General features: G+C 61.5%; 22 protein-coding genes. 7 read left to right on the forward strand and 15 right to left on the reverse strand.

The window, feature by feature from the left end:
* Positions 1 to 165: 165 nt before the first annotated feature.
* The 4 genes from FG13_RS04560 to FG13_RS29885 form a co-directional block, all read right to left on the reverse strand.
* Entirely contained in the window at positions 166 to 870 is a 705-nt protein-coding gene (locus FG13_RS04560) for a tetratricopeptide repeat protein (protein WP_081922433.1), read from the reverse strand.
* Positions 871 to 926: 56 nt separating this feature from the next.
* On the reverse strand, positions 927 to 3,029 hold the full coding sequence (locus FG13_RS04565; protein WP_035818795.1) for a bifunctional 2',3'-cyclic-nucleotide 2'-phosphodiesterase/3'-nucleotidase: 2,103 nt from the start codon (positions 3,027 to 3,029) through the stop codon (positions 927 to 929).
* Positions 3,030 to 3,125: 96 nt separating this feature from the next.
* On the reverse strand, positions 3,126 to 4,232 hold the full coding sequence (locus FG13_RS04570) for a hypothetical protein (RefSeq protein WP_200880253.1): 1,107 nt from the start codon (positions 4,230 to 4,232) through the stop codon (positions 3,126 to 3,128).
* A gap of 31 nt (positions 4,233 to 4,263) precedes the next feature.
* Positions 4,264 to 4,908, reverse strand: a complete 645-nt coding sequence (locus FG13_RS29885; protein WP_152598677.1) for a hypothetical protein — start codon at positions 4,906 to 4,908, stop codon at positions 4,264 to 4,266.
* A 398-nt stretch (positions 4,909 to 5,306) separates the two neighbouring features.
* Between FG13_RS29885 and zigA the strand changes: the two genes are divergently transcribed.
* From zigA to FG13_RS04590, 4 genes are read left to right on the forward strand one after another with little or no spacing between them, the layout of a single operon-like run.
* On the forward strand, positions 5,307 to 6,533 hold the full coding sequence (zigA, locus tag FG13_RS04575) for a zinc metallochaperone GTPase ZigA (protein WP_035818799.1): 1,227 nt from the start codon (positions 5,307 to 5,309) through the stop codon (positions 6,531 to 6,533).
* 19 nt (positions 6,534 to 6,552) lie between these two features.
* Positions 6,553 to 7,566, forward strand: a complete 1,014-nt coding sequence (locus tag FG13_RS04580) for a CobW family GTP-binding protein (protein WP_035818802.1) — start codon at positions 6,553 to 6,555, stop codon at positions 7,564 to 7,566.
* Positions 7,563 to 8,351, forward strand: a complete 789-nt coding sequence (locus tag FG13_RS04585; protein WP_051958517.1) for a HoxN/HupN/NixA family nickel/cobalt transporter — start codon at positions 7,563 to 7,565, stop codon at positions 8,349 to 8,351. Before FG13_RS04580 ends, FG13_RS04585 begins: the two co-directional genes overlap by 4 nt.
* 44 nt (positions 8,352 to 8,395) lie before the next feature.
* Positions 8,396 to 8,914, forward strand: coding sequence for a GNAT family N-acetyltransferase (locus FG13_RS04590; RefSeq protein WP_035818808.1), 519 nt, complete (start codon positions 8,396 to 8,398; stop codon positions 8,912 to 8,914).
* A 6-nt stretch (positions 8,915 to 8,920) separates the two neighbouring features.
* Here the strand turns inward: FG13_RS04590 and FG13_RS04595 are convergent, their stop codons facing one another.
* The 10 genes from FG13_RS04595 to FG13_RS04640 all read right to left on the reverse strand — a co-directional run bounded on the left by FG13_RS04595 (position 8,921) and on the right by FG13_RS04640 (position 20,907).
* On the reverse strand, positions 8,921 to 9,346 hold the full coding sequence (locus FG13_RS04595; RefSeq protein ID WP_035818810.1) for a Fur family transcriptional regulator: 426 nt from the start codon (positions 9,344 to 9,346) through the stop codon (positions 8,921 to 8,923).
* Between the two features lie 103 nt (positions 9,347 to 9,449).
* Entirely contained in the window at positions 9,450 to 10,790 is a 1,341-nt protein-coding gene (locus tag FG13_RS04600) for an alpha/beta hydrolase (RefSeq protein WP_035818812.1), read from the reverse strand.
* A 156-nt stretch (positions 10,791 to 10,946) separates the two neighbouring features.
* Positions 10,947 to 11,924 (reverse strand): hypothetical protein, encoded by a 978-nt coding sequence (locus FG13_RS04605; protein WP_152598678.1) that lies wholly within the window; start codon positions 11,922 to 11,924, stop codon positions 10,947 to 10,949.
* 242 nt (positions 11,925 to 12,166) lie between these two features.
* On the reverse strand, positions 12,167 to 13,045 hold the full coding sequence (locus FG13_RS04610; RefSeq protein ID WP_034748331.1) for a peptidase: 879 nt from the start codon (positions 13,043 to 13,045) through the stop codon (positions 12,167 to 12,169).
* 91 nt (positions 13,046 to 13,136) lie between these two features.
* On the reverse strand, positions 13,137 to 13,946 hold the full coding sequence (locus FG13_RS04615; RefSeq protein WP_035818818.1) for a transglutaminase family protein: 810 nt from the start codon (positions 13,944 to 13,946) through the stop codon (positions 13,137 to 13,139).
* Positions 13,946 to 14,890, reverse strand: a complete 945-nt coding sequence (locus tag FG13_RS04620; protein WP_035818820.1) for an alpha-E domain-containing protein — start codon at positions 14,888 to 14,890, stop codon at positions 13,946 to 13,948. Before FG13_RS04620 ends, FG13_RS04615 begins: the two co-directional genes overlap by 1 nt.
* A complete protein-coding gene (locus tag FG13_RS04625) occupies positions 14,884 to 16,338 on the reverse strand; it encodes a circularly permuted type 2 ATP-grasp protein (RefSeq protein WP_051958520.1) in 1,455 nt (484 codons plus the stop codon). The genes FG13_RS04620 and FG13_RS04625 overlap by 7 nt, the downstream gene beginning before the upstream one ends.
* A 175-nt stretch (positions 16,339 to 16,513) precedes the next feature.
* Complete coding sequence (locus FG13_RS04630) at positions 16,514 to 17,641, reverse strand: sensor histidine kinase (RefSeq protein WP_035818823.1); 1,128 nt, start codon at positions 17,639 to 17,641, stop codon at positions 16,514 to 16,516.
* 84 nt (positions 17,642 to 17,725) lie between these two features.
* On the reverse strand, positions 17,726 to 18,601 hold the full coding sequence (locus FG13_RS04635) for a hypothetical protein (RefSeq protein WP_051958522.1): 876 nt from the start codon (positions 18,599 to 18,601) through the stop codon (positions 17,726 to 17,728).
* A 98-nt stretch (positions 18,602 to 18,699) separates the two neighbouring features.
* The gene (locus FG13_RS04640; RefSeq protein WP_035818826.1) at positions 18,700 to 20,907 is read right to left on the reverse strand and encodes a TonB-dependent receptor; all 2,208 of its coding nucleotides are present in this window, start codon (positions 20,905 to 20,907) and stop codon (positions 18,700 to 18,702) included.
* A gap of 234 nt (positions 20,908 to 21,141) precedes the next feature.
* On the opposite strand from FG13_RS04640, the gene FG13_RS04645 reads away from it, so the two are divergent.
* From FG13_RS04645 to FG13_RS04655, 3 genes are all read left to right on the forward strand, one after another.
* Entirely contained in the window at positions 21,142 to 21,825 is a 684-nt protein-coding gene (locus tag FG13_RS04645) for a hypothetical protein (RefSeq protein ID WP_152598679.1), read from the forward strand.
* A 177-nt stretch (positions 21,826 to 22,002) separates the two neighbouring features.
* Positions 22,003 to 22,956 (forward strand): 2-hydroxyacid dehydrogenase, encoded by a 954-nt coding sequence (locus tag FG13_RS04650; protein ID WP_035818830.1) that lies wholly within the window; start codon positions 22,003 to 22,005, stop codon positions 22,954 to 22,956.
* A gap of 52 nt (positions 22,957 to 23,008) precedes the next feature.
* Entirely contained in the window at positions 23,009 to 24,193 is a 1,185-nt protein-coding gene (locus tag FG13_RS04655; RefSeq protein WP_442905216.1) for a low temperature requirement protein A, read from the forward strand.
* Positions 24,194 to 24,206: 13 nt separating this feature from the next.
* Here FG13_RS04655 and FG13_RS04660 read toward each other — a convergent pair whose 3' ends face one another.
* On the reverse strand, positions 24,207 to 24,737 hold the full coding sequence (locus tag FG13_RS04660) for a GNAT family N-acetyltransferase (RefSeq protein ID WP_035818834.1): 531 nt from the start codon (positions 24,735 to 24,737) through the stop codon (positions 24,207 to 24,209).
* Positions 24,738 to 24,786: the final 49 nt, after the last annotated feature.

Consider the following 24,786-nt stretch of genomic DNA (forward strand, 5'->3'; position numbering starts at 1 on the left):
ACCAGTGTAAACTTTTTTGTTCGGGATGGCTTGCCACGCCGCCCGAGCAAGCTCAGGCGGCGTACTTGCATCATAAGCGCTCAATACCTGCCGCTCCCGCACGCTTGCAAGTTGCAAGTATATAAAGGCAGGTCTTGATCGCGCCACTGGCCTTTTGCCCAGTTTTTAAAACTTGTTCCAGTTATTGTGCCGGTGCTCCGTCGCTTCCTTCATCAGGTGGCCGGCGCGCAGGGCGTCGTCGGCCTGCACCGTCATGGCCAGTTCCTGGAGGGCGGGCGGGTATTCGTGGTGGGCCGCTTCTTCCAGCAGCTCGTGGCCCTTGGCCAGGTCGCGCGGCACGCCGCGGCCTTCGCGGTAGGCGTTATAGAGCAAAAACATGGCGTGTGGATTGCCCAGTTCGCTTGACTTGTCCAGCCAGTGTGCGGCGATCACGGGATCTTGCGGCACGCCTTCGCCATTCGCCGCCAGCAAGCCCAGCATCAGAGCCGCCTTCGCGTGGCCTTGCTGCGCCGCTTGCCGGTACCACAGCCAGGCCTGGGCCGGCGTGGGGGCGCGCAGCATCTGGCCCAGCTCGAAGGCCGCTTCCGTGTCACCCGCGCGGGCCGCCTGTTCAAACAGGCTCAAGGCCTCGGCACGGCGTTCGGGACGGAGCTGGTAAATCAGCGCCAGTTCGCGCTCGGCGACTGGCATGTCCTTGCTGGCCCAGCCGCGTACCTTGCGTTCGGCCTGCTGGTCGCCCGCCTGGCGCGCATGCATGGCGACGGCTTCGATTTCGGCCGCCGTGGGTGGCGGCGACGACTGGCAGGCGGACAGGGCAGTGGCCAGCACAGTGGCCAGCACGATGGCGGGCAGGGAGAGTGCATGTTTCATATTGATCAGCTTTCATCAAGACAGGCCGGAACCATGGCAGTTCCGGCCCATGGACCTTATTTGCTCAGGTCGATGCGGTACTTGGCGAAGCCGCTGGCGTCGAGTCCGCCTTCGGCCGCCACGTTGGCGATGCCGCTCGCTTGCGCCAGCGCCAGATGGCCCGGCGCCGAGCGCAGGATCACGGGGCCGGCCGTGGCCGTCTTGACGAAGCTCCAGCTGCGCGCGCTGCCATTCGCCGCCAGGGTCACCTTGCCGCCCTTGGTGCTGAGCGACGCCAGGTAGTTGCTGACCACAGCCTGGTTCGCATCGGGCGACTTGATGATGGTTTTGCTGCCATCGATGCCAGGCACGGCGCCGCCGCCGCCGGCGCGGTAGTCGTTGGTGGCAACGATGAAGTCATCGCCGTCGGCCACTGGCGCGCCCTTGTACGTGAGGTTGACGATGCGGCTGCCCAGCTTTTTCGTCACGTCGATCTGGTACGTCAGCGCATTGTTTTCCGCATAAAACACGTCGTAGTTATAAATCGTGCCATACGACGGCACCAGGTCTTGCTCGGCGCTGCTGGCCGGGTCGATCTGGTTGAATTGCTTGGCCGACGTTTCCAGCCAGGCCTTCAAGTCAGATCCCTTGATTTTCACGGCTTGCAGGTTGTTATTGCTATATAAATACAGGTCGCCCGGATTGCGCACTTGCAAGCCGACCGGTGCGGCAGGCGTCGCGCCCGAGGCCACGTCCGTGAAGTCCGATGGCCCGTTGCGGCCTGCCTTGAACGGCGCGCTGCACGAGATGACGGGGATGTTCTTGTAGCTGGACAAGGTCGCGTCCGTGCTGGTGGCGATGAAGTTTTTTACGTAGTCAAGCTGCGCCTGGTTCACCAGCTGGATGGCGCTCACGTCCCCTACCAGCGCAAAATAGGCCGACATCTCGAAATCCGTGCTGATGCCCAGCGGCTGCTTGGCGTAGGCGATGGTGGCCGCGTGCTCGGTGGCCACCAGCGGCGCGATGGCGGGGTCGGCGTTCACGAGGGTCTTGCCATCCGTATACTTGAAGCCGCGCGATTCGACCGTCGTCTTGGCCGGCTGCACCACCCATTTGCCGCCCTGATAGGCCATCGTCAGCTTGATGATGCCCAGGCGGCGGCCCCAGCTTTGCGCCATGACGGTGGGCACGCCGTTGACAAAGCCGTTCTCGGCATCGATCTTCGCGCTGGCGGGGAAGGCGGCGAACGAGGCGTCCAGTGCGGCCGCGCCGTCTTCCTTGCCTTTCGGGAAGATCAAGTGCGAGTGGCCGATCATCAGCGCGTCAATGCCCGTGCTGGTCAAGTGATAGCTGCCGTTTTCCATCTTCGGGCTGTAGGGACTGGTATCGAGGCCGCCGTGCGACAGGGCCACGACGAGGTCGGCGCCCTTGCTGCGCAATTCCGGCACGTACTGTTTCGCCGCTTCCTGCACGCCCGTCACGCTGACTTTGCCGGCGAGCACTTTCTGGTCCCATTCGAGGATTTGCGGCGGCACAAAGCTCAGCACGCCCACATTGATTTTCACGGTCAGCTTGCTGCCATCTGGCGCAGTGGCGGTAAAATCGCGGGGCAGCAGGGTGTAGGGCTGGAAAATCGGCTTGCCGCTGGACACGCCGACGACATTGCTCAGCACGGAAGGGAAGGCTGGCGCGCCGCACGTACCCGTCGGCTTGGCTACGCCGGGTATGCCGAAATCCGTGTTGGTGATCTGGCTCAGGTAAGGCAAGCCGTAGTTGAATTCGTGGTTGCCCATGCCGCCCGCATCGTATTTCAGCGCGTTCATGGCCTTGTGCACGGCCAGCGTGCCGGAGCAGGGCACGGGCGCGGCCACGGCTTGTAAATCGGCCAGCAGGGTGCCCTGGATGACGTCGCCGTCGTCGAGCAAGACGTTGTTCGGATTTTCCGTGCGCGCCGCCTGGATCAGGGTCGACGTGCGCTCCAGGCCCAGGCTGGTGTCTTCGGCCAGCGCATAGTAGTTATAACTCAAGATGTTCGAGTGGATATCGGTGGTTTCCAGCAAGGCCACCGTGACCGTCGTGCCTTCGGGAATGGCCGGTGCCGCCGGGGTATTCGAACTGCCGTTGCAACCGACGAGACCTGCACTTGCCAGCGCCGCCAGCATGACCCAATTTGTTTTCATTACCGCCCTCGGAGAGATTCAAAGGACGCGACTGTAACGCCTGCATATGACGCCACCATGACAGTGTGGCAGGGTGCATGGCGTCGTGCCGGCGTATCAATGCGCCGGCAGCTTTTTCAGCACCTCATTGCTGAAGTATGGTTCATCCTCCACCCAGAAAATATAATCCAGGCCCAGGTAGTTGCGGGCAAAGTCGAGGATATCCTCGACCGAGTTTTTTTTCCCGGTGCGGGGATTGATCTGGCGCAGATTGCCGTCTTGCACGGCCATGCCTTTGACCAGATCGGCCGGATAGTCCTTGATGAAGCCGTAGCTTTGGCCCATATGGCTTTTTCGATACGGCATCAGGTCGGGGCCGCCCACGCCCATCTGCAGTGTTTGCGCTTGCGCAAACACGCTGCGCATATAACCCTTGTCGCTCCACGGCAGCCATTCACCTGGCAAAAAATTCAAATACACCATGGTGGTGGTGTGAGGAAAGGCGCCGGCCAGCACCCGCATGTTTTCCTTGATGGCATCGACATACTGTTGCGGCTTGAAATCATCGGGAAAAATCGTATTTCCTTTACTGTCCTCGACACCGATGTCGATCGAGATTTCGCTGAAATTAATGCCCTCGATTTTTCCGTCGAATTCCTGGCCCAGCGCCCGGATCAAGCGCTGGTAACGGTCGCGCACCGGTTGTTCCCACATCTTTGGCGACCAGCCGTATTCATCATCCGTCACCGGTTTGTGCGGGTCGCGCTCCGGCGCCGAGAGCATGCTTTGCTTGATGATGCCGCCCTGATATTGGGGATCGCTGAGCAAATAGGCCGGCACATTATGGCGCGGCGTGAAGGATTTTTCCTGCAGTTGTATCCACAGTTTTTTGCCGATTGAATCGAGATGGGCGATGTCGTGGCGGATCTTCGCAAAATCATACCGGTCCTGTTGTGGCTCCAGGCTGCGCCAGGTGTAGACGATTTGCGCGCCACGGAAGCGGGGATCGTTTAACGCTTTATCCGAGCGGATGTTTTCCCCGTTCAGTTCACGGTGATTAAAGTAAAGATAGTGCTGGATTGGCTTTTGTATGTCTGCGGCAATGGCACTGCCCATCATCAAAACAAGTACGGCAAGAAGCCTTGTGGAGTTGCGTAAGAACATCGATTCCTTGGTGATTGTGAAAATTGAACTGTGGCAAGATGGAGTATCTTCACGCGCCATGCAAGCACAATTGATCAAGCGCGACAAAAATCTAATTTTGTATCAAATCTATATCTTCTGCTGAGTTTTTGGCTAATTCAGGATTACCGCTATTATTTAAAACCCAGAGTACAAGATTGCCATTTTCAATAATTTCTTTTTTGGAATAGATTGAACTAAAATAATCCAGTAGTTTGATATGGTCTGTCGGTAACGGCAAATTTTTCATATCTTCAGGGATATCTTCGAAGTAATACCTTGATTTTCCCAATGAGGGATACTTCTTCAGCAAATAATTATTCATGGTATATGGCTCATAATTTCCCACGAATAAGTCTCTTGTTAATATTCCTGTAACTGTAATTTCATTGATATGTTTTTTTAAATATTCAAAATGCTCTTTTGTGGTCGAGAAGTCGGATTGTGAAATTGTATTATTTTTCGACAATTGCCTGACAACAGAAAGCCGAACATGATCGCCATTGATCTCTATTACTTTGAAAATGAAATGATCCGTTTGAATGCTTTGGCTTCCACCATTCACCCCTGTTCTTTTGTTAAAAATAAAACTTCCAATTTGCAATTTATGCTCAGGGCTGTTAATGGTTTGTTTCCATATGTAGGGGTTGTAAATCATTTGCTTAAAAACATATATGGAGATGAGAGCGAGCAGGCTTATTATCAGTATTTTTTTCATTGGGCCAGGCGAGAATAAAATAGTTAAGAGCGGCTTGCTAAGGGCTAATACAATCGAAGCCAGCCGATGTGATGCTTACGCGGCCGCGCGGCTGAGAAGCACGGCTGTATGTCTGCACGAGGGGCAGAAGCAGTCTTCATCGCATCATCCTGGGGCTGCCGACAACAGTCAGCCGCCATGCGCTTACTTCGATGGCATCGCCGACGAGCTTGCACTCTAGCACGTCGAGGGCCGGGATCCTGATCCTGCTGGTAGCGCATGGATTCCTCTTTTTCAAGGTGGCAGACAAAGATCGCCACACAAATGCAAGTTAGTTGCATTATAATTTGAAAACGCAATTCATTTGCATTAATGCGACCATCGCCAACTCAGCAACTCAGCCAGCCGAAGGAATCCCCATGACCCAGCGCAAACTCCCAGTCACCGTCCTGTCCGGCTTTCTCGGCGCCGGCAAGACCACCTTGCTCAACCACATCTTGCGCAACCGCGAAGGCAAGCGGGTGGCCGTCATCGTCAACGACATGAGCGAAGTCAATATCGACGCCTCGCTGGTGAAAGACAGTGCGGAAGCGGCCGGTGCGGCTCTGTCACGCACGGAAGAAAAACTCGTGGAAATGTCCAACGGCTGCATCTGCTGCACGCTGCGTGACGATCTGTTGCTGGAAGTGCGGCGCCTGGCTGCGGAAGACCGCTTCGATTATTTGCTGATCGAATCGACGGGCGTGGGCGAGCCGATGCCCGTGGCCGCCACCTTCGACTTCGAGGACGAGCACGGCGACAGCCTGAACGACGTGGCGCGCATCGACTGCATGGTCACCGTCGTCGACTGCGCCAACCTGCTGGCGGATTTCCATAGCGAAGACAGCCTGGAGCAGCGCGGTGAGATCGCGGGCGAGGGTGACGACCGCCAGCTGGCCAACTTGCTGACAGAACAGATCGAGTTTGCCAATGTCATCGTCCTCAACAAGGTCGACATGGTCGATGCGGCCGAGCGCCTGCGCGTGCTGGCCGTCATCAAAGCCCTCAATCCCGGCGCGCGCATCATCGAAACCAACCAGTCCGTCGTGCCGCTGGACGCCATCCTGGGCACGAACTTGTTCGACCTGGAGCAGGCGGCCAGCATGCCGGGCTGGGCGCAGGAACTGGCTGGTACCCACACGCCGGAGACGGAAACGTATGGCATCAGCAGCTTTGTCTACCGGGCGAAAGAGCCGTTCCACGCGCAGCGTCTGCATGACTACATTGCCCAGCCGATCAAGGGCGTGGTGCGCAGCAAGGGATATTTCTGGCTGGCCAGCCGTCCCGAATGGGTGGCCAGCCTGTCCGGCGCGGGCAAGCTGATGAATATCGAACCCGTGGGCTTGTGGTGGGCCTCTGTGCCGAAGGAGCGCTGGCCTACGGATGCGGCCTCGCTGGCGGAAGTTAATGCGGGCTGGAGCGAAACGTATGGCGACCGCTACCAGGAGCTCGTCTTCATCGGTCAGGACATGGACCAGGCCGCCATCGAGGCGGACTTGAAGAAATGTCAACTCAACTACACGGAAACGCGCCAGGGCATGGCCGCCTGGCGCAAGCTGCCCGACCCGTTTCCCCAATGGCAGCGCATGGAAGAACTCGAAGATTAACCATCAACAGGAAAGCACTATGACAGAACTGATCCCCGTCACCATCATCACGGGTTTTCTCGGCAGCGGGAAAACCACCATGCTCAAGCGCATATTGCAGGGCGATCACGGCATGCGCATCGCCGTGATCGAAAACGAATTCGCCGCCGAAAGCATCGACCATGGCTTGCTGGTGCAAGACAGCGACGAGCAGATCGTGGAAATGAACAATGGTTGCATCTGTTGCAGCGTGCGCGGCGACCTGATCCGCATCCTGGGCGAATTGCACGCCAAGCGCGCATCGGGAACCATCGCGTTCGACCATGTGATCATCGAAACGACGGGACTGGCCGCGCCTGGGCCCGTGGCGCAAACCTTCTTTGCCGAGCCCTCCATCAGCGAGTTTTACATGCTCGACGCCATTTTGACGGTGGTCGACGCGCGCCACGCGCAGCAGCAATTGACGGCGCACAAGGAAGCCCAGGAGCAAGTCGGCTTTGCCGACCGCATCCTGCTGTCGAAGACGGACCTGGTCAGCAAGGACGAGCTGGCCGCGCTGCGCCAGCGGCTGGTCGCCATCAATGGCCGTGCCAGCATACAGAAAGTCAGCTTTGGCAATGTGCCGCTGCGCGACATCCTGAACATTCGCGGTTTCAACTTGAACGCCATCGTCGAGCTGGAGCCGGATTTCCTGGGGGAACTGGGCCACCGCCATGGCGACGGCGTGCAATCGTTCGTCTACCACCAGTCCCAGCCCCTGGATCTGCTGCAGGTGGAAAATTTTCTTGATGCCGTGGTGCAGCTGTTCGGTGCCCAGCTGATGCGCTACAAGGGCATTTTGTATGTTGCCGACATGCCATGCCGCGCCGTCTTCCAGGGCGTGCACATGCTGATGGGCTCGGAACTCGGCGCGCCGTGGCGCGACGGCGAGACGCGCGCCAGCAAGATCATTTTTATCGGCCGTGACTTGCCGCAGGACATGCTGATCCGGGGCCTGGACCGTTGCGTGGTCGCGCTGGCCACGGCGGACAGCCCCGTCGAGGTGGCGGCATGAGCGTGGAAGCGGGCTTGCCCGCCCTGGCGCTGATCTTTCTGCTTGGCATGCGACATGGCCTGGAGCCCGACCACCTGGCCGCCGTCGATGGGCTGACCTTGCGCAGCCAGGCCGCAGCGCCGCGCTGGGCGCCGTGGATGGGGGCGCTGTTTGCGCTGGGCCATGGCGTCACCGTGCTGGCCATCGTGGCCTTGGCCGCCGTGGCGTCGCAGCAATTTACACCGTCTGAAGCCGTGTTCGGCTGGCTGGAATGGCTGCCCATCGCCTTGCTGCTGTTGATCGCTGGCATGAATGCGCGCAGCTTGCTGGCCGGGGCGCAACTGGCCGAGGTGCGCGGGCGGCTGTTGCCACGGTCGCTGCGGGGCGCATCGGGGCCGCTGGCCGCCATCCTCGTCGGCATGCTGTTCGCGCTGGTGTTCGACACGGCCCTGCAGGCGGCCGCCTGGGGCTACGCGGCCGTTGCGCTGGGCGGCATGCAGCCAGCCTTGCTGACGGGCCTGGTGTTTGCCGTCGGCATGGGCGTGACGGATACCTTCGATGGCTGGGTCACGGCAAAGGTCATGCGCACGGGGCAGGCGGATATCGTGCGCGCCTTCCGGCGCCGCCTGGGCTGGCCCATCGTCGCCGTCTGCGTGGCCATGGCGACCTATATGGCGGCCGGCAAGCTGGACTCCGCATGGTCGCTGCCGGAAAGCTGGACGGCGGCCCTCGGTGCGGCCATGGTATTGCTAATGGCGGCCCTGTACGGCTGGACCTTGCTGGGTTTGCGCCGTGTGCGTGCCTGAGACGGGGGCGTGGGTATAATGGAAAAAAACTGCCGGATTCCACCATGCCCGCACATGACATCGTCATTCGCCTGCTGACGCCAGCCGACACCGCCGCCTTTTGCGCGCTGCGCCTGCGCGCCATCCTTGATTCGCCCAGTTCGTTTTCCTCGTCGCGCGAGGATGAGCTGGCGCGCACGCCGGAAGAACATGCGCAGCGCATCGCCGGCGGCCCGCTGCACAGGGCTTTCGGTGCCTTCGATGGCGAACGCCTGGTCGGCTTTGCCGGCTTGCGGCGCGAATCCATGCGGCAACTGTCGCACAAGGCCTTGCTGTGGGGCGTGTTCGTCGATGTGACGCAGCGGGGCAAGGGCGTGGCGCGGCGCCTCGTCAACGCCTGCATCGAACAGGCCGAGACGGACCCTGCCATCATGCAAGTGCATTTGAGCGTGAATGCGGAAAACAATGCCGCCTTGCGCCTGTATGAATCGCTGGGATTTATCGCGTATGGCACGGAGCCGCGCTCGATGCGCGTGGGCGAGCTATTTTATGACGAGCATCACCTGGCCTTGCTGCTCAGGTGACACCCGCTATTTGCAGCGCGGGCACAGGCCCTTGATCAGGTAATCGACTTCGCCGCCGCTGAAACCTTCCGGCAAGAGTACGGGCGGTGGCAGCTTGACTTCGTTGAAGCAGGTGACGTTCGCGCATTTGGTGCACTGGAAGTGCGCGTGCTCGTGCGCCTGGTGGCCGGCGCCCGCGCTGAAGCGCCACACCTGGTCGGCACCGGCGATGCGGTGCACCAGTTCATTTTCCGTCAGCCATTCCAGCACCCGGTACAGGGTGACGGAATCGATGTCGCTGTCCTGCGACAGCGCCTGCTGGATTTCATGGTGGGTCAGCGAACGGTTTTGCGCCATTAAAAAGTCGAGCACCTTCACGCGCGTCTTGGTGACGCGGGCGTTGGTGTTGCGGATCAGCGATTCGGCTTGCGGTGTAGAAGATGTTGTCAACATGATAGGCCTGCTTGCGGGGGATCGGCTGGCGGCGTCATCGCCGTGCCCGTTGCCACCCTCTGGGCCGTATCTTAGCATGCGTGCCGCACTCGATGGAACGGCGTCATGGTTTGAACGTCCAATAGCGGCCGGCCACCGTGTCGACGGGGTCGAGAAAGCGCTGGTCGGCGCGCGCATGGTTGCGTATCAGATAAAACATGTCGGACAGGGCGGAGCTCTTTTCCGCGAAATACATGTGTTTCATGAAACTCGTGTCGACCCCGGTGGCGTCGATCGTTTCCACGCCCGCCACGATCAGCATGCCGGCGCCGCTGTCGCCCGCGCGCGCATAACCGTGCACGGCCTTCGAGGCGGCCAGGGCCAGGTCTTGCGACGAGGCATACAGGGTGACGGGGTTGCGCGCGCCGGCCAGTTTTGGCGCGATATCGTGCTTGAAGATGGCGGCGTCGATATCGGGCGCGGACAGGATGATTTCCGTGATCTTTTGCGCCAGCTGCGGCTGCGCGGCCAGCAAGTCGGCCACGGCCCGCGTCAGGCCCCGGCTGCCCATGCTGTGTCCCACCAGATACACCTGCGCCGCCTCCGTGCTGGCAAGAAAGTCGGCCAGGAAGGCCGTGAGGTGGGGCGTGCTCCACTCGATATTGTTTTCATCGATGGTGTAGCCGGCCACCTCGCCGCGCGACGGCCAGCTGTAGAACACGGGCGCGCCATCGAAACCGAGGTCGTAGGCCATCTGTCCCGTGCGCCGCGCCGCATCCTCGAAACTCACGTTGTAGCCGTGCACGAAGACAAAAGCGCTTTTATCGGGCGAGGCGCGGATCTGGGTTTTGAGTGCGGCAAAGAAATTGTCGCGGTCCTGCACCTCGGCCGACAGCAGCACCACATGCTTGGCCGGGTCGTCGCGAAATTCCAGACGCCACAGCGACGGTGACTCCAGCTGGCCCATGCGGTGGTCGCGGGGGATGCTGACGTCGCAGCTGCCATAGCTGAGCGGGCCATTGCCGCTCATGATGTTGCGTTCGCCGCTGAAGCGCTGGGCCGGCGGCTTGCCCACGTCGCGCTGGCGGTCGGTGGCGAAATACACTTTGACCACCGCATAATTCGAGACGACGGCGCTTTTATCGGCCGGGGCGGGCACGGCTTCCACTTCGGGTGCCTGGGCGAAAGGTCGCTGCAGCGCATCGAGCAAGCCTTGCGCGGCAAACAGGGTTTCCATGTCGTCCGGCACTTTCGCGCTGGACAGGGCGGCCGACAGGGCCAGTTGCAGCTGACTATTTGCAGGCTCGGCTTCCAGCGCGGCGATGGCGGCCAGGATGGCGGCCGCGCCGTCGAACCTGGCGATGGCCTGCTTCAGCCGCTCATAGTGGCTGGCGACGGCTTGAGGAGCGTGGCCGGGCGCGCCATGCCCGATGGCTGCCACGATGGCGGAGGTGATTAATTCCATGCTGCCCACCTTCCTGTGTAATTATTGACATTGCCATATAAGCACGATGTCATGGGCTTGTCCAGCGGGGTTCGCAACGCATGGAAGATCCGTCAAGCTACTCAGATAGAGCCATTGCTGTTCCGCCTCTGGCCTGGCAGCGGCCACCACAACTGCCTATGTGAACAGATGCTTCTGGAGCTGTAAATTGCGTGCGCAGATAGTTTTAATGTCGGCAACAGGAATTGCTATCGCGCCTTGAAGATCAATAACACCAAGCGCAAAGATATATGCAACCAAGGCCGAAAAATAAAAACGCTCATAGCGCTCCACATCCGCCTTACTGGTGCGGAACGGGCTTAACATACTGCCATGCGCGCGTTCATTGCGAGAAGTGTATAAGAGTAAAGATAGAAAAAACTCGATTCTTTTCTTATCCTTGGGTTGGTTTTGCACCCTGGTCATATCCAGTGTAGTATGCGTAGCAGGATTTTTCGGCTTGCCGCCAAACGAACCGGATATGTAGAGTTTGAGAAAGCTCGCACACAGATCGATTTTCTTGGCATCAACAGGCGGTGGATTTGAAAGTTTTGGCTTGCCCTTCAGTTTTGCGCCAACCGTTTGAGGCGCGACCGGTGGCGGCACCGCGAATTTATCCATGAATTCGTTATAGCGCACTTCGCCAAAAAAATCTTTGGCGCGTCCTTTGATAAAGTCGTTCTGAATGCTGGGTTGTACATGTGCATAGCAAATGCGCTTGGCCACATATTTATATGAACCAAGCGGCATTGCATTGGCTAGTAGCGCGAGTATGTCATTCCAACCTTTTTGGTTGGCCAGGGTCAACTTCCCTCCCAATCCTTGAACTATGGCCTTGCCACCTTTGGAAAACAGGGGAGTTGCGCCCTTGTCTATGACACGGAAGCAATGATCAAACAGATAGTCTGGACGGGTAGGCAGGCATTCGATGCCATCAATCAGGTGTCCCACCAGTACTTGGAAATTAGCATCGTTGCTAAATTGCAACTGCACGGGTTCAAATACCTGAGGATGGTGCCTCATCGCCAGCAAATCAGAAAATTCCTGTTCCGCCTTAAATAGCATAGCCGTAGGCCAGCAATTATGTTTATCTACCCGTGCCTTTTGAAAGTTCATTGCTGCTTCCCTTTATATCGTAACATTGAAAAATAGCGCCTTCCGGAATCGAAAGGCGCCAGTTTCAATAATGACATAAAATTAAGAGGCAGTGTTGAGAATGAAAATTCTTATTTTTTTGTTGTTCGATATAGATTGCACCCCTGTAGAATTCTCAATAAATCAATATTTTTGACGTAATCTATGAGCGTTCTGCATGCGTCGAGGCAATGCCCGTCACGACAGGCGCTGTCAACCACAGGTCAATGCTGCTTGTCGTCGCTGAACTGCTGCGCCAAGGATTGCAGGGGCGCCACGGTCAGGCCGCCGCGGCTCACGTGCTCGGGGATGGCGACGCGCACGGGCTTGCTGTGCATGTTGGCGGACGACAGCACGTTCGTCGTCGTCTCGGGCGCCGCATTCCATACGGGGTCGACGATGCCTTCGAACACCTGTTTCAATTGTTCGCCCCAGGTGTCGCGGATCATGCGGAAATACTGGTTCTTTTCATCGATGGTGACGAAGCGCGTGACGGCCAGGCTGCCCGTCTCGTAGACGAGCAGGTCCAGCGGCAAGCCGACGGAAATGTTCGAGCGCAGGGTGGAATCCATGGAAATGAGGGCGCACTTGGCCGCCTCGTCCAGGCGCGTGAACGGATTGACGACCCGGTCGATGATGGGCTTGCCATATTTGGCTTCGCCGATCTGGAAATACGTGTTTTCATCGTGCGATTCGATGAAATTGCCGGCCGAATACACCTGGAACAACCGGCAGCGCTCGGCGCCTATCTGGCCACCTAATATGATGCTGACGTTGAAATCGATGCCGCAGTCGGCCAGGGCCTTCGCTTCGCGCAGGTGCACGGTGCGCACGGCTTCGCCCACGATGCGCGCCGCGTCGTACATGCTGGCCACGTTCCAGATGCTGCGTCCATCCGCATCCACGTGTTCGGAAACGATCTGGCGGATCGCCTGCGAGATCGACAAGTTGCCGGCCGTCATCAGGACCAGCATGCGGTCGCCCGGGTTTTCGAACACGCTCATCTTGCGGAAGGTGCCCACCTGGTCCACGCCGGCGTTGGTGCGGGAGTCGGACAGGAAGACCAGGCCTTCGTTCAGGCGCATGCCTATGCAATAAGTCATCGTCGTAAATCACATCAAAAGGGGAAGCATTTTACACCAGCCGGGCCTTGCCACCTGCTGGCAAGGCCCGGCCAGCCTCATTCCTGCCAGTTTATACGGGCACGATCTGCACATCGACGCTCAACGTTTCCGTGCCGCCACCCTGGCGCACGCCGCGCACGGGCGCGGCCGAATCGTAGTCGCGTCCGATGGCCAGGCGGCAATATGCATCCGTCATCAGCCGCGCGTGCGTGACGTCGATGCTGACCCAGCCCGCAAAATCCGTGTCCTCGGCCCACGCGTCGACCCAGGCGTGGCTGGCCGCGTGGCCCGTCGTGCCCGGATCGATGTAGCCGGACACATAGCGGGCCGGGATGCCCCAGGCGTGGCAGCAGGCCAGGAACAGATGGGCGTGGTCCTGGCATACGCCGCGGCCCAGGGCCAGGGCGTCGCCAGCCGTCGTGGTGACCATGGTGGCGCCGCTTTCATACGCGACCTTGCCGACGATGTGCTCGGCCAGGCGCAGCAGATGGCCCGTGCCCGCCGTCACGTGCTGGTCCGGCAGGCTGGCGGCCGCCAGGTCGAGGATGGCGGGATTGGCCAGGGTCAGCGGCGTCGGCATGGTAAACAGCAGCGGCGACAGGGTATCGATCAGGTTCAGCCGTCCCTTGTGCGGGTAGATGGTTTCCACCACGCCCTGCGCCACCAGGCTCAGGGAGTGATGGCTGCCGTTAATCGTCAGCATGTGCGACAGATTGCCGTAAGCATCCGTGTAGGCGTGGCACTGGCCCGGCGTCGTGATTTGCCAGGACAATGCCCGCTGCTGCGGCTCGATACGCGGCGTCAGGTGCAGCTGCTGGATGGTGTGGGCCAGCGGTGCGCTGTAGGCGTACTCGGTTTTGTGGCGGATGGTGAGCTGCATCAGGCCGCCAAGGGAACGAGGAAGTCGCGGCTGACCCGGTTGCCCAGGTCATTGATGTTTTCCAGAAACTCCGTCAAGGTCAGATGCAAACCCGTCTTCATGATGTCGTCGATATGGCCGAATTTCAGTTCCGCGTGCAATTTGCCGGCGAAGCGCTCCGTATCGGCCGACACATCGTTGCGGATGTGCTTGAGATTTTCCACCACGTCATCCATGCAGGCCAGCAGGGAACGCGGCATGTCGCCGCGCAGCATCAGCAATTCCGCCACCCGCGCCGGGGTGATGACGTCACGGTAGACCTTGCGGTAGATCTCGAAGCCGGACACGGAGCGCAGCAGGGCCGCCCAGTAATAAAAGTCGCGCTGGGTAATGTCTTTCGACGTGTCGCGCGCGCCGTGGAACTTCACGTCGAGGATACGCGCCGTGTTGTCGGCCCGTTCCAGGAAGGTGCCCAGGCGAATGAAGTGGATGGCTTCGTCCTTGAGCATGGTGCCCAGGGTCACGCCACGCGACAGGTGCGAGCGGTACTTGACCCATTCGAAGAACTGGCTGGGATCCGTTTCCAGCAGATTGCTTTTCAAGCGTTTCTGCATGTCGAGCCAGGTGGCGTTCTGGATTTCCCACACTTCTGTCGTCAAAGTCCCCCGCACGGCGCGGGCGTTTTCGCGCGCGCCCGTCAGGCAGGCGAGGATGGACGAGGGGTTGTTCGGGTCGCGCACCATGAAGTCGAGCACGTCGCGCGTGTGGAAGCGGCCATATTTGTGGTCGTAGGCGCTTTGCAGCTCGGAAATGCCCAGGGTGGCGCGCCAGCCTTGCTCCGCGTCCTGTTCGGACTGGGGCAGCATCGAGGTCTGCATATTGACGTCGAGCATGCGCGCCGTGTTTTCCGCCCGCTCCGTGTAGCGGGCCATCCAGAACAAATGATCGGCGGTGCGGCTCAGCATGTTTTCTCTCCTGCAAAAGCGGATGTGGCTTCCAGTACCCAGGTATCCTTGGTGCCGCCCCCTTGCGAGGAGTTGACCACGAGCGAGCCTTCACCGAGCGCCACGCGGGTCAAGCCGCCCGGCACCATGGAAATCGTCTTGCCGGACAGCACGAACGGCCGCAAATCGATGTGGCGCGGTGCGATGCCGGCCTCGACATACGTGGGGCAGGCGGACAGGGCGAGTGTTGGCTGGGCGATGTAGCCGCCCGGATTGGCCAGCAGGCGCTGGCGGAAGTCCTCGATCTGCGCCAGGCTGGACGCCGGCCCCACCAGCATGCCGTAGCCGCCCGCGCCATGCACTTCCTTGACGACGAGTTGCGCCAGGTTCGCCAGCACGTAGGACAAATCGGCCGGTTTGCGGCACTGGTACGTGGGCACGTTGTTGAGTATGGGTTCCTGCGACAGATAGAACTTGATCATGTCGGGAACAAAAGGATAGATCGACTTGTCGTCGGCCACGCCCGTGCCGATGGCGTTCGCCAGGGTCACGCGGCCGGCGCGGTACACGGACAGCAGGCCCGGCACGCCCAGCGAGGAATCGGAGCGGAAGGCCAGCGGGTCGAGGAAGTCGTCGTCCACGCGGCGGTAGATCACGTCGACCCGTTTTGGCCCGCGCGTGGTGCGCATGTACACCGAGTTATCGTTGACGAACAGATCCTTGCCTTCAACCAGTTCCACGCCCATTTGCTGGGCCAGGAAGGCGTGCTCGAAGTAGGCGGAGTTGTACATGCCGGGCGTCATGACGACGACCGTCGGGTCATCCACGCCCATCGGGGCGACGGAGCGCAGGTTGTCGAGCAGCATGTCCGGGTAATGGTCGACGGGGGCGATGCGGTTGCGGGCGAACAGTTCCGGGAACAGCCGCATCATCATCTTGCGGTCTTCCAGCATGTAGGACACGCCGGACGGCACGCGCAGATTGTCTTCCAGTACATAGAATTCTCCCTGGCCGGCGCGCACGATATCGACGCCGGCGATGTGGGCATAGATGTCGGAGGCGACGGAAATGCCCTGCATTTCCGGGCGATACTGGGCATTCTTGTAGATTTGCTCGGCAGGAATGATGCCCGCCTTGATGATGTTTTGCTCATGATAAATATCATGGATAAACATGTTCAAGGCTTGCACGCGCTGCACCAGGCCCGTCTGCATCTGCGCCCATTCCGTGGCGGGAATGATGCGCGGGATGGTGTCGAACGGAATCAGGCGTTCTGTGCCGGCATCGTCGCCATACACGGCGAACGTGATGCCGACCCGGCGGAACGTCAGGTCGGCTTCCGCCCGCTTGCGGGCGATGGTCTCGGGGGATTGCTGCTCCAGCCAGTTGCTGAATTCACGATAGTGTTCACGTACCTTGCTGTCCGTACCCACTTCATTTGCAGTCATTTCATTGAAAAAATTTGCCATGTTGTGATTTCCCTTGAGCCGTGTCTGACTATAGCTCAGCAGGAAACGTGCCAATGCCGCACACCCGAAAGTATGTAGAAAATGACCATTTTTGTGGCGTAAAACCGTCATCCGCACCGCTTTGGTGCGCTACGGTGTCGATTCTGCAGGGCTATGGGGCGCGGGGCGGGTGAAATCAGGCGTCCGGCGTGACGAAGGGGCGGCAATCGACGGGCAGGTCGATGGTAAACGTGGTGCCCGTTTCCGGCGCACTGTCGACCAGCGCGCTGCCGCCATGGCTTTCCGCCACGTTTTGCACGAAGGGCAGGCCGATGCCCCAGCCGGGCGCGCTGCCCTGGTGTTCGCGGCGCAGGTATTCGAAGATGCGCTCGGTCTGCTCGGGCGCGATAGTACTGCCCGTGTTGTGCACCGTGAGTATCATGCGTTCGCGCAGGGTGTTGACGTGGATATGGATGGGGCCGTCGTCGCCGTACTTGAGGGCATTGCCCACCAGGTTTTCCAGGGCCCGGCGCAGCGAATTTTCGCACCACCAGCCGGTGACGGACGCGCCCGTGACCTGGCACTTGCCCGGATGGCCCGTATTCACGCTGTCGGCCACCTGCTGCGCCAGCGGCAGGATATCGAAGCGATGCAAGACCAGCGGCAGTTTCTGCCCCCGGTGGTAGCTGAGCGTATCGAGCAATTCCTGGATCATGTCGTCGAGGCGCTTGCCGTGTTCGATGATTTTCGATGCCAGGGCCGGCACGTCGACCTGCTGCGCGCGCCGCTGCAGCAGCTGGGCGCTGTTGAGCATGACGGAGAGGGGATTGCGCATGTCGTGCGACAGGCCGGCCGCGATGCGCCGCTGGAAGCTTTCATGCATGGCCGTAAATTCCAGGATGGCTTCGCGGATGCCCGTGTCGATCGAGGCATTGATCACCTTCCAGTCGCGGCGCCGCAGCGGCACGCCCGCGTCGAGGGCGGCCTCGGCGAAACAGTCGCGGAAGATCTGGTATTCCTGGATCACCTGTTCCGGGCCATAACTGGTCATGCGCGCCCGTTCGTTGCCATGCACGGCCGGGGCGTTGGTGTTGCTGGTGGCATCGTCGCGCGGATAGCCTGGCGTTAGCGCCTCGGTCAGATTGTCGAAGAAGGCGGGCAAGGTATTGATCAGGATGGGCGTCAGCAAGGCGTCGGCGCCGCGTACCTTGGCGCGCACCTCGTGTTCCCACTGCGTCAGCACGGCATCGCGCATGCTGAAGAGCCGCCGCGTGCGCGCGGGCAGGTCCAGCGTGTGCATTTTCTGGTCAGAGGCATAGGTCATCGCAGCTCTCCCTGGACAGCTCGGCATCCGCGCCGTGCATCGGCGGGAGCTAAAGTATCCTCCAAATCGGCGTGCAGGTGGTGTTCAATTCGGCGCGTCGACGCCTGCAATGACGGCGCTCAAATGGCTGAGGGTCGTATCCCATTGTTCCAGCGAAAAGTTCTGCGGATCGTCATGACCGTTCGCAAAACCTGTGTCGATCACGGCGTGGAAGGCGGGGATCAGCCACATGCCCTTGCGCACGCTGGCGGCGATGTACAGCAGGGCCAGGCGCTCGTATTGCGCGGGCGTAAAACCGGGATCGGGCGCCAGGCCGTCGTTGCCCTTGCCGCCGCCGGGCACGGAGTGGCGCGGCTGCACCAGTTCCACGTGCAGGAACAGGCCCGCCAGCGACGGCTTGTCCTTTTCCAGCTTGCTGGCGTAGCTGGCCGTGCCGAAGTCGCGCACCAGCAGGGAGCCGCCCAGGCGGTTCACGTACACATGGCCTTTCGGACCGCCGCCCAGCGCCGGGTTGCGTAGATTGAAATCGTTGAAATCCCAGCTGGCGTCGTTGATGTGATCGGGAATGCTTTCCAATAAGAAATTCGGGTAGCTGGTGTCGTGGATGACGAAATAGCGGGCCATCGGTGCGGCCAGCCGGCCCACGGCGCGCGACAATGGCGCGTCGACGGGGCCGCCCACATCCGCCTCGGCGATCCCCTGTTCCGCCAGCCAGGCCCGCAACCGGGCCGGGGCGATGCCCGTGCGCTGGCCGATGCGGGCGGCAAGAAACGCCGGCAGCGGCGCGCTGTCGCCCAGGCGCGCATACAGTTTGACGGGACGCAGCAAGCACGTGGCTTGCGCCCGCGCATCACCCTTGAAGCCGCTTTTCCAGGCGGCGTACGGACAGGCGGCCTGCTTCTGGGCGGCAGCGGGCAGAGACAGGCAGAGCAGGAGCAGCAGGGCAGGGAGTCGTTTCATGCGGCATTGTCGCCCAAGCGCGGCTTGCGGCACAGGCGCGCACGCGAAAAAAAAGCTGCCCGAGGGCAGCTTTCGCGGTGCGACAGAGCGCGCGGCCTTTAAAACGCCACGCTGGCCGAGACGACCACGGTGCGCGGCGCGGCCAGCACCAGCGAGCCGATATTGAAGGACGACACGGCCGACGACCAGTAATTGCGGTCCGTCACGTTGTCCACGCGGGCGCGCAAGGTCACGTCACGGCCTGCCACTTGCGTCAGGTAGCGCGCGCCGATATCGAGGCGGGTCCACGATGGCAGTTGCTTGGTGTTGGCCTGGTCCGCGTATTGCGTCGAGGTGTAGATGGTGCGGGCGTTCAGGGTCAGGCCTGGCGCGCCGGGCACGTCCCATTCGCCGCCCACGCTCATCTGCGTTTCCGGTGCGCCAATGGGTTTCTTGCCATTATTCTCGGCCATGCCGGTATTGCTGAGCTTTGCATCGAGCCAGGTCAAGCCGCCCAGCAGGCGCACGCCCTGCATCGGCGTGCCGAAAACCGACAATTCCAGGCCACGGTTGCGCTGCTCGCCATCGAGTTCGGCCCGCTTGCCGACCACGGCCAGCAAAGGCTTGGCCGTGCTGAACAGTGCGGCGCTCATGCCCAGCTTGCCGCCGTCATATTTGACGCCGATTTCCTTTTGCTTCGATTTGTACGGCGCAAACACGTCGCCCATGTTGTCGACATTGAGCTGCTGGCCGTTTTCCACATACGTTCCAGTGGCCGTCGGACCTTTGACCAGCGCCTCGATGTAGTTGGCGTACAGCGACACGTTCCGGTTCGCCTTGAAGACGATGCCAGCCACGGGCGTCGTGGCGCTCTCGTCATAGGCCTTTCCTTGCAGCACCGAAGTGTTGTAGTCGTAGCCGGCATCCTTGATCTGCTGGCGGCGCAAGCCCACGGTCAGCAGCAGCTTGTCGTCCAGGAAGGCCATGGTGTCAGCCAGGGCATAGCTGTTGAGGATGGTTTTCTGGGTGATGCGCGGGTCGCTCATGATGCCGCCCGGGTAGGGCGTTGGCGGCGGGGCCACGCTGACCGGCGCATAAATATTGGTGGCAAACTTGTCGCCGATGGCATAGGCGTTCTTCGCCTCATTCCAGTGCCCGGACCAGCTGGCCACCAGGGTGTGCTTGACGGCGCCCGTCACGAGCTTGCCGCGAATACCCAGTTCGCCCGTGCGGATCTCCTGTTTGCGGGCGTTGTCAAAGCGCGACACTGTGGCGTCGCCATTGCTCGAGGTCAACGACGGCTCGGCAAGGCTATTGGCTTCCTTGGTCGAACGTGAACCAAATGCGGCCCAGGCCACGACATCCTTGGCCAGGTCCACCTCGGCGCGCGCCGTGCCGAACACATCGTGTTCCTTCGAATAGCTCCATGGCTGGGCAAAGTTCTTCGACGCATCGGGCGCGGATGGCAGCACGGCCACGCTGCCTATGCCGACGGAGGGGCGCGGCGCCGTCAGATCGAAATTCTGGTAGCCGGCATCGGCCGACAGGCGATAGCTGCTGCCGCGGTAGTCGAGGCCCACCGAAAACATGCCCACGTCGTGGTCTTCGCGCTTGATGCCGGTCTCGCCTTGGCGCTTGGCGGCGTTGACGCGCACGCCGAATTCCTTGTTTTCGCCAAAGCGGCGCGCCACGTCGATGGCCGCATAGGCATGGCCGCCCGATTCCACGCCCACGGTCAATTCCGTCAGCGGCGTGTTGCCGGCGCGCTTGGGCATCAGGTTGATAGCGCCGCCGATGCCGCTGCCGCCAGGTGCCGCGCCGTTGAGGAAGGCGCTGGCGCCACGGAACACTTCCACGCGCTCAAGCAATTCCGGCGATACATATTGGCGCGGCAGCACGCCGTACAGGCCGTTGTAGGCCACATCGTCCGAATCGAGGGCGAAACCGCGGATCACATACACTTCCTGGAAATTGCCATAGCCGCGCGACATGCGCACGGCCGGATCGCTCTGCAGCAGGTCGCCCACGCTGCGCGCTTGCTGGTCGGCGATGAATTGCTGCGTGTAACTGGTGCTGCCGAATGGCGTGTCCATCATGTCCACATTGCCCAGCAAACCCAGACGCCCGCCGCGCGCCACCTGGCCGCCCGCATACGCCTTCGACAAGCCTTCCGCCGACGCATCGGCCGACGCGTTGACGACCACGGTCGGCATGCTTTGCGCGTCGCCGGCCGGTGTGGTGGACGTGGTTTGGGCGTGGGCGGCGGCGCTGGCCAGCAGGAAGGCGGCCAGGGCGAACGGGGTAGGGACGAGGTGGAAGGTGCGCATGGTGTTATCTGGATATTAATGAGAATGATTATCATTATATTCCAGCGTGGCGCAGCGCGTGAGAAAGTGTGACAAAGCGATCAAAAAAGTCGCCATTCGTACAACACCGGGCACGCCAGGGTGCCGGAATCTGGCGGAAAAAGGCGCGCCAAACGATACCTTGTGGATTTATTAATGCGCATATCCAAGTTTCGCTAAAATGGACCACCGCGCCCCGCGCCCACAGGAAACCGCATGCCATTGCACCACCATCTACAGTCCGCTTCCATGCGTATGCGGGAGGGCTTGAGCCTGAAAGGCGCGGCCGTCGCGCTGATCCTGTGCATGCACGTGCTGGGCCTGTATTTCCTGCTGCTGCCGGCGCGGCAACTCAAGCAATACACGGAAGTGGCGTTCATGACCTTGCTGCCGTCCCGGCCAATGGCGCAGACGCCACCGATGGCCTTGCCCATGCCCATGCCGGCTCCCTTGCCGCGCGCGCGGGCAACGGCACCGCCCGTCGCGCCGTCCGCCATCCTCGAACCACCTCCCGTCATAGTGGAGGCCATCACCGTGCCGGCCGAGGAATTTCCCGCTGCGCCTGCCACGGCGCCTTCCACGGCGGACTTGCGCACGCGCGCCCGGCTGGCCGCGGGCGCCGCCGACAAGGCCTTGCGCGGCGAGCTCAAACAAGACCAGCCGTGGCTGGCCTCCGCCGACCTGAAGAGCGAAAGCACCTTCCAGAAGCTGGTCGCCTCCGCCTGGCGCGGCGGCCCCGTCATCCGCGTGGAGGAATTCCTCACGGCCGATGGCCGGCCCGCCACGCGCGTCGTCAGCGCCGGCGGCGCCACCTGCTATGGCATGGCCGAGAATCCCGGCTCCGGCGCCGATCCGGCCAGGACGGGCGGCAAGGTGAAACGCGTGCCTTGCCCCGGTTGAGCCGACCTGACTATGTTCGTCGCGCCGACCTACGCATGATGCAAGCGTGATCCATGCCAGGTAAAGACCGCACGGCGTGCAGGGTTTTAGGGGCTGTAATAGGGTATGCCACCCCCGGCAGGGTCTCAAATATGCTAAGTTGCGTCTGCAATTCATGTGACACGACCCAGGACGCCCATGCTCCCCGAACTCCTCATCCTCGCTCCCAGCCCTTCGGCAGCCGTCAACGCGCAGCTGGACCAGCAATATACCTGCCACCACGCCTGGCAGGTGCCGGCGGACGAGCGCCATGCCTGGCTGGCCCAGCGGGCGCCGGCCATCCGCGGCGTCGTCACGACGGGCGCACTGGGCCTGAACGCGACCGACATGGGCTTGCTGCCGAATCTGGAAATCATCGCCGTCAATGGCGTGGGTCTCGACGGCGTGGCGCTCGATGTGGCGCGTGAACGCGGCATCGCCGTCACCACCACGCCGAACGTGCTGACGGATGACGTGGCCGACGTGGCGCTGGCCTTGCTGCTGGCCAGCGCGCGGCACATCGTGACGCTCGACCGTTTCGTGCGCGACGGCGGCTGGGAACGCCGCGTAGCCATCGCCCCCGCGTCCAGCCTGCGCGGCAAGACGGCCGGCATCTTCGGTTTCGGCCAGATCGGCCAGGCCATCGCGCTGCGCCTGGCCGCTTTCGGCGTCCATGTGCGCTACTTCCAGCCGCGCGCCATTGCCGGCACCAGCGTGCCGCGTGCGGAATCCTTGCTGGCCCTGGCGCAGGAAAGCGATTACCTGATTGTCTGCGCGCCGGGCACGCCGGCCACGCGCAAGATCGTCGACCGCACCATACTCGATGCGCTGGGGCCGCAAGGCACCCTGATCAACATCGCCCGCGGCGCCCTCATCGACGAAGTGGCCCTGATCGCCGCCTTGCAGGATGGCCACCTGGGCGCGGCAGGCCTCGACGTGTTTGCGGACGAACCGCGCGTACCAAACGCATTGCGCGCCTTGCCGAACGTCGTGCTGACGCCGCACGTGGGCAGCCTGACCGTGGAAACGCGCCATGCGATGGGGCAACTGGTGGTCGATAACCTGGCCGCGCACTTCGCCGGCTTGTCCTTGTTGACACCCGTAAAGCCATAAAGTCCACGATGAACCGTTTTAATCAAGCTTGAATGAAAGAGTAGCTATGGAATTGACAAAATCGCTGTTGCGCACGCGCGGCGGGCAAGACAGCGGCAAGGTGGGCATGATCGAGCTGTTCTTCGATCTGGTGTTCGTGTTTGCCGTCACGCAACTGTCGCACGGCTTGCTGGCCCACCTGAGCGCCATGGGCTGGCTGCAGACGGGTTTGCTGCTGATGGCCGTCTGGTGGGTGTGGATTTTCACGTCGTGGATCACCAACTGGCTCGACCCCGAACGCATTCCCGTGCGCATCAGCCTGTTCGCGCTGATGCTGGGCGGCCTGATCATGTCGGCCTCGATCCCCGAAGCGTTCGGCACGCGGGGCCTGGCTTTTGCCGGCGCCTACGTCGCCATGCAGGTGGGGCGGCCCCTGTTTGCCTGGTGGGCCGTGCGCCATGAAACGCTGTCGCGCCGCCGCAATTTCCAGCGCATCGCCCTGTGGGCCGTGTTGTCCGGCATCTTCTGGATCGCCGGCGGCCTCGCGTCGCCCGAGCAGCGCATCTTCTGGTGGATGCTGGCACTGGCGATCGACCTGGCCGGCCCCTGGATGCAGTTCGGCCTGCCTGGCCTGGGCCGCTCGACGACGGCCGACTGGGACGTCGACGGCAGCCACATGGCCGAGCGCTGCGGCCTGTTCGTCATCATCGCCCTCGGCGAATCGTTGCTGGTGACGGGCGCCACCTTCGCGGGCCTGGAATGGACGGCCGCCAACTGGCTGGGCTTTTTGTCGGCCCTGGTCGGCAGCATCGCCATGTGGTGGATATACTTTGATACGGGCGCCGAGGCGGGCCACCACCGTATCGCCCACTCGAAAGATCCGGGCCGCATCGCCCGCAAGGCCTACACGTATATCCACGTGCTGATCGTCGGCGGCGTGATCGTTTCCGCCGTGGCCGATGAACTGGCCCTCGTGCATCCTGATGAGGCGAGTTTTGCCGGCATCAGCGCCTTGCTGGGCGGCCCAATCCTGTATCTGCTGGGCAATGCACTGTTCAAATGGGTCAGCAGCGAGCGCGCCGCGCCGCCGCTGTCGCATTTGCTGGGCATTTTGATCATCCTGGCGCTGATCCCGATGGCCTACGGAAGGCTGTATGCGCCCCTGACCCTGGCCTGCATCACCAGCTGCGTGCTGGTATTGGTAGCCGTGTGGGAACATATGGCGCTGCGCCGTCCGCCACCGGAGATCGATCCTTGATGTCTGCTTGACCTCAACCGGGCGGCGCAATGCCGTCCGGATCGCTGCGCGTATCGAGCTGCAGCTGCAAGAACGCCAGGTCCAGCCAGGCGCCGAACTTGGTGCCCACCTGGCGCATCAATCCCACTTCCTCGAAGCCCAGCTGCTTGTGCAGGGCGATCGAGCCGGCATTGCCCGCCTCAATGCCCGCCACCATCACGTGCTTGCCCAAGCCGCGCGCCCGCGCGATCAATTCCGTCATCAAGGCCTTGCCGACGCCGGCGCCACGGCGATCGGCGCGCACGTAGACGGAATGCTCGACCGTATGCCGGAAACCCTCGAACGGGCGCCAGTCGCCGAACGAGGCGTAGCCAGCGACAGTTCCTTCCGCATCGATGGCGACCAGCACCGGATAGCCGGCCCGCTGACGGTCGGCCAGCCAGGCGGCGCGGTTGGCCGCATCGACCGTCCGTTCATTCCAGATGGCCAGGGTGTTGCTGACGGCATCGTTGTAGATGGCCAGTATGGCCTCGATGTCGCCCGCATGGGCATCGCGTATCTGCATGTTGATTTCCTCGCAAGGCGTCTACTATAATGGACAAATCATAGATTGC

Origin of the sequence: Janthinobacterium sp. RA13 (genome assembly GCF_000745325.1) — a bacterium.
Taxonomy (GTDB): domain Bacteria; phylum Pseudomonadota; class Gammaproteobacteria; order Burkholderiales; family Burkholderiaceae_D; genus Janthinobacterium; species Janthinobacterium rivuli.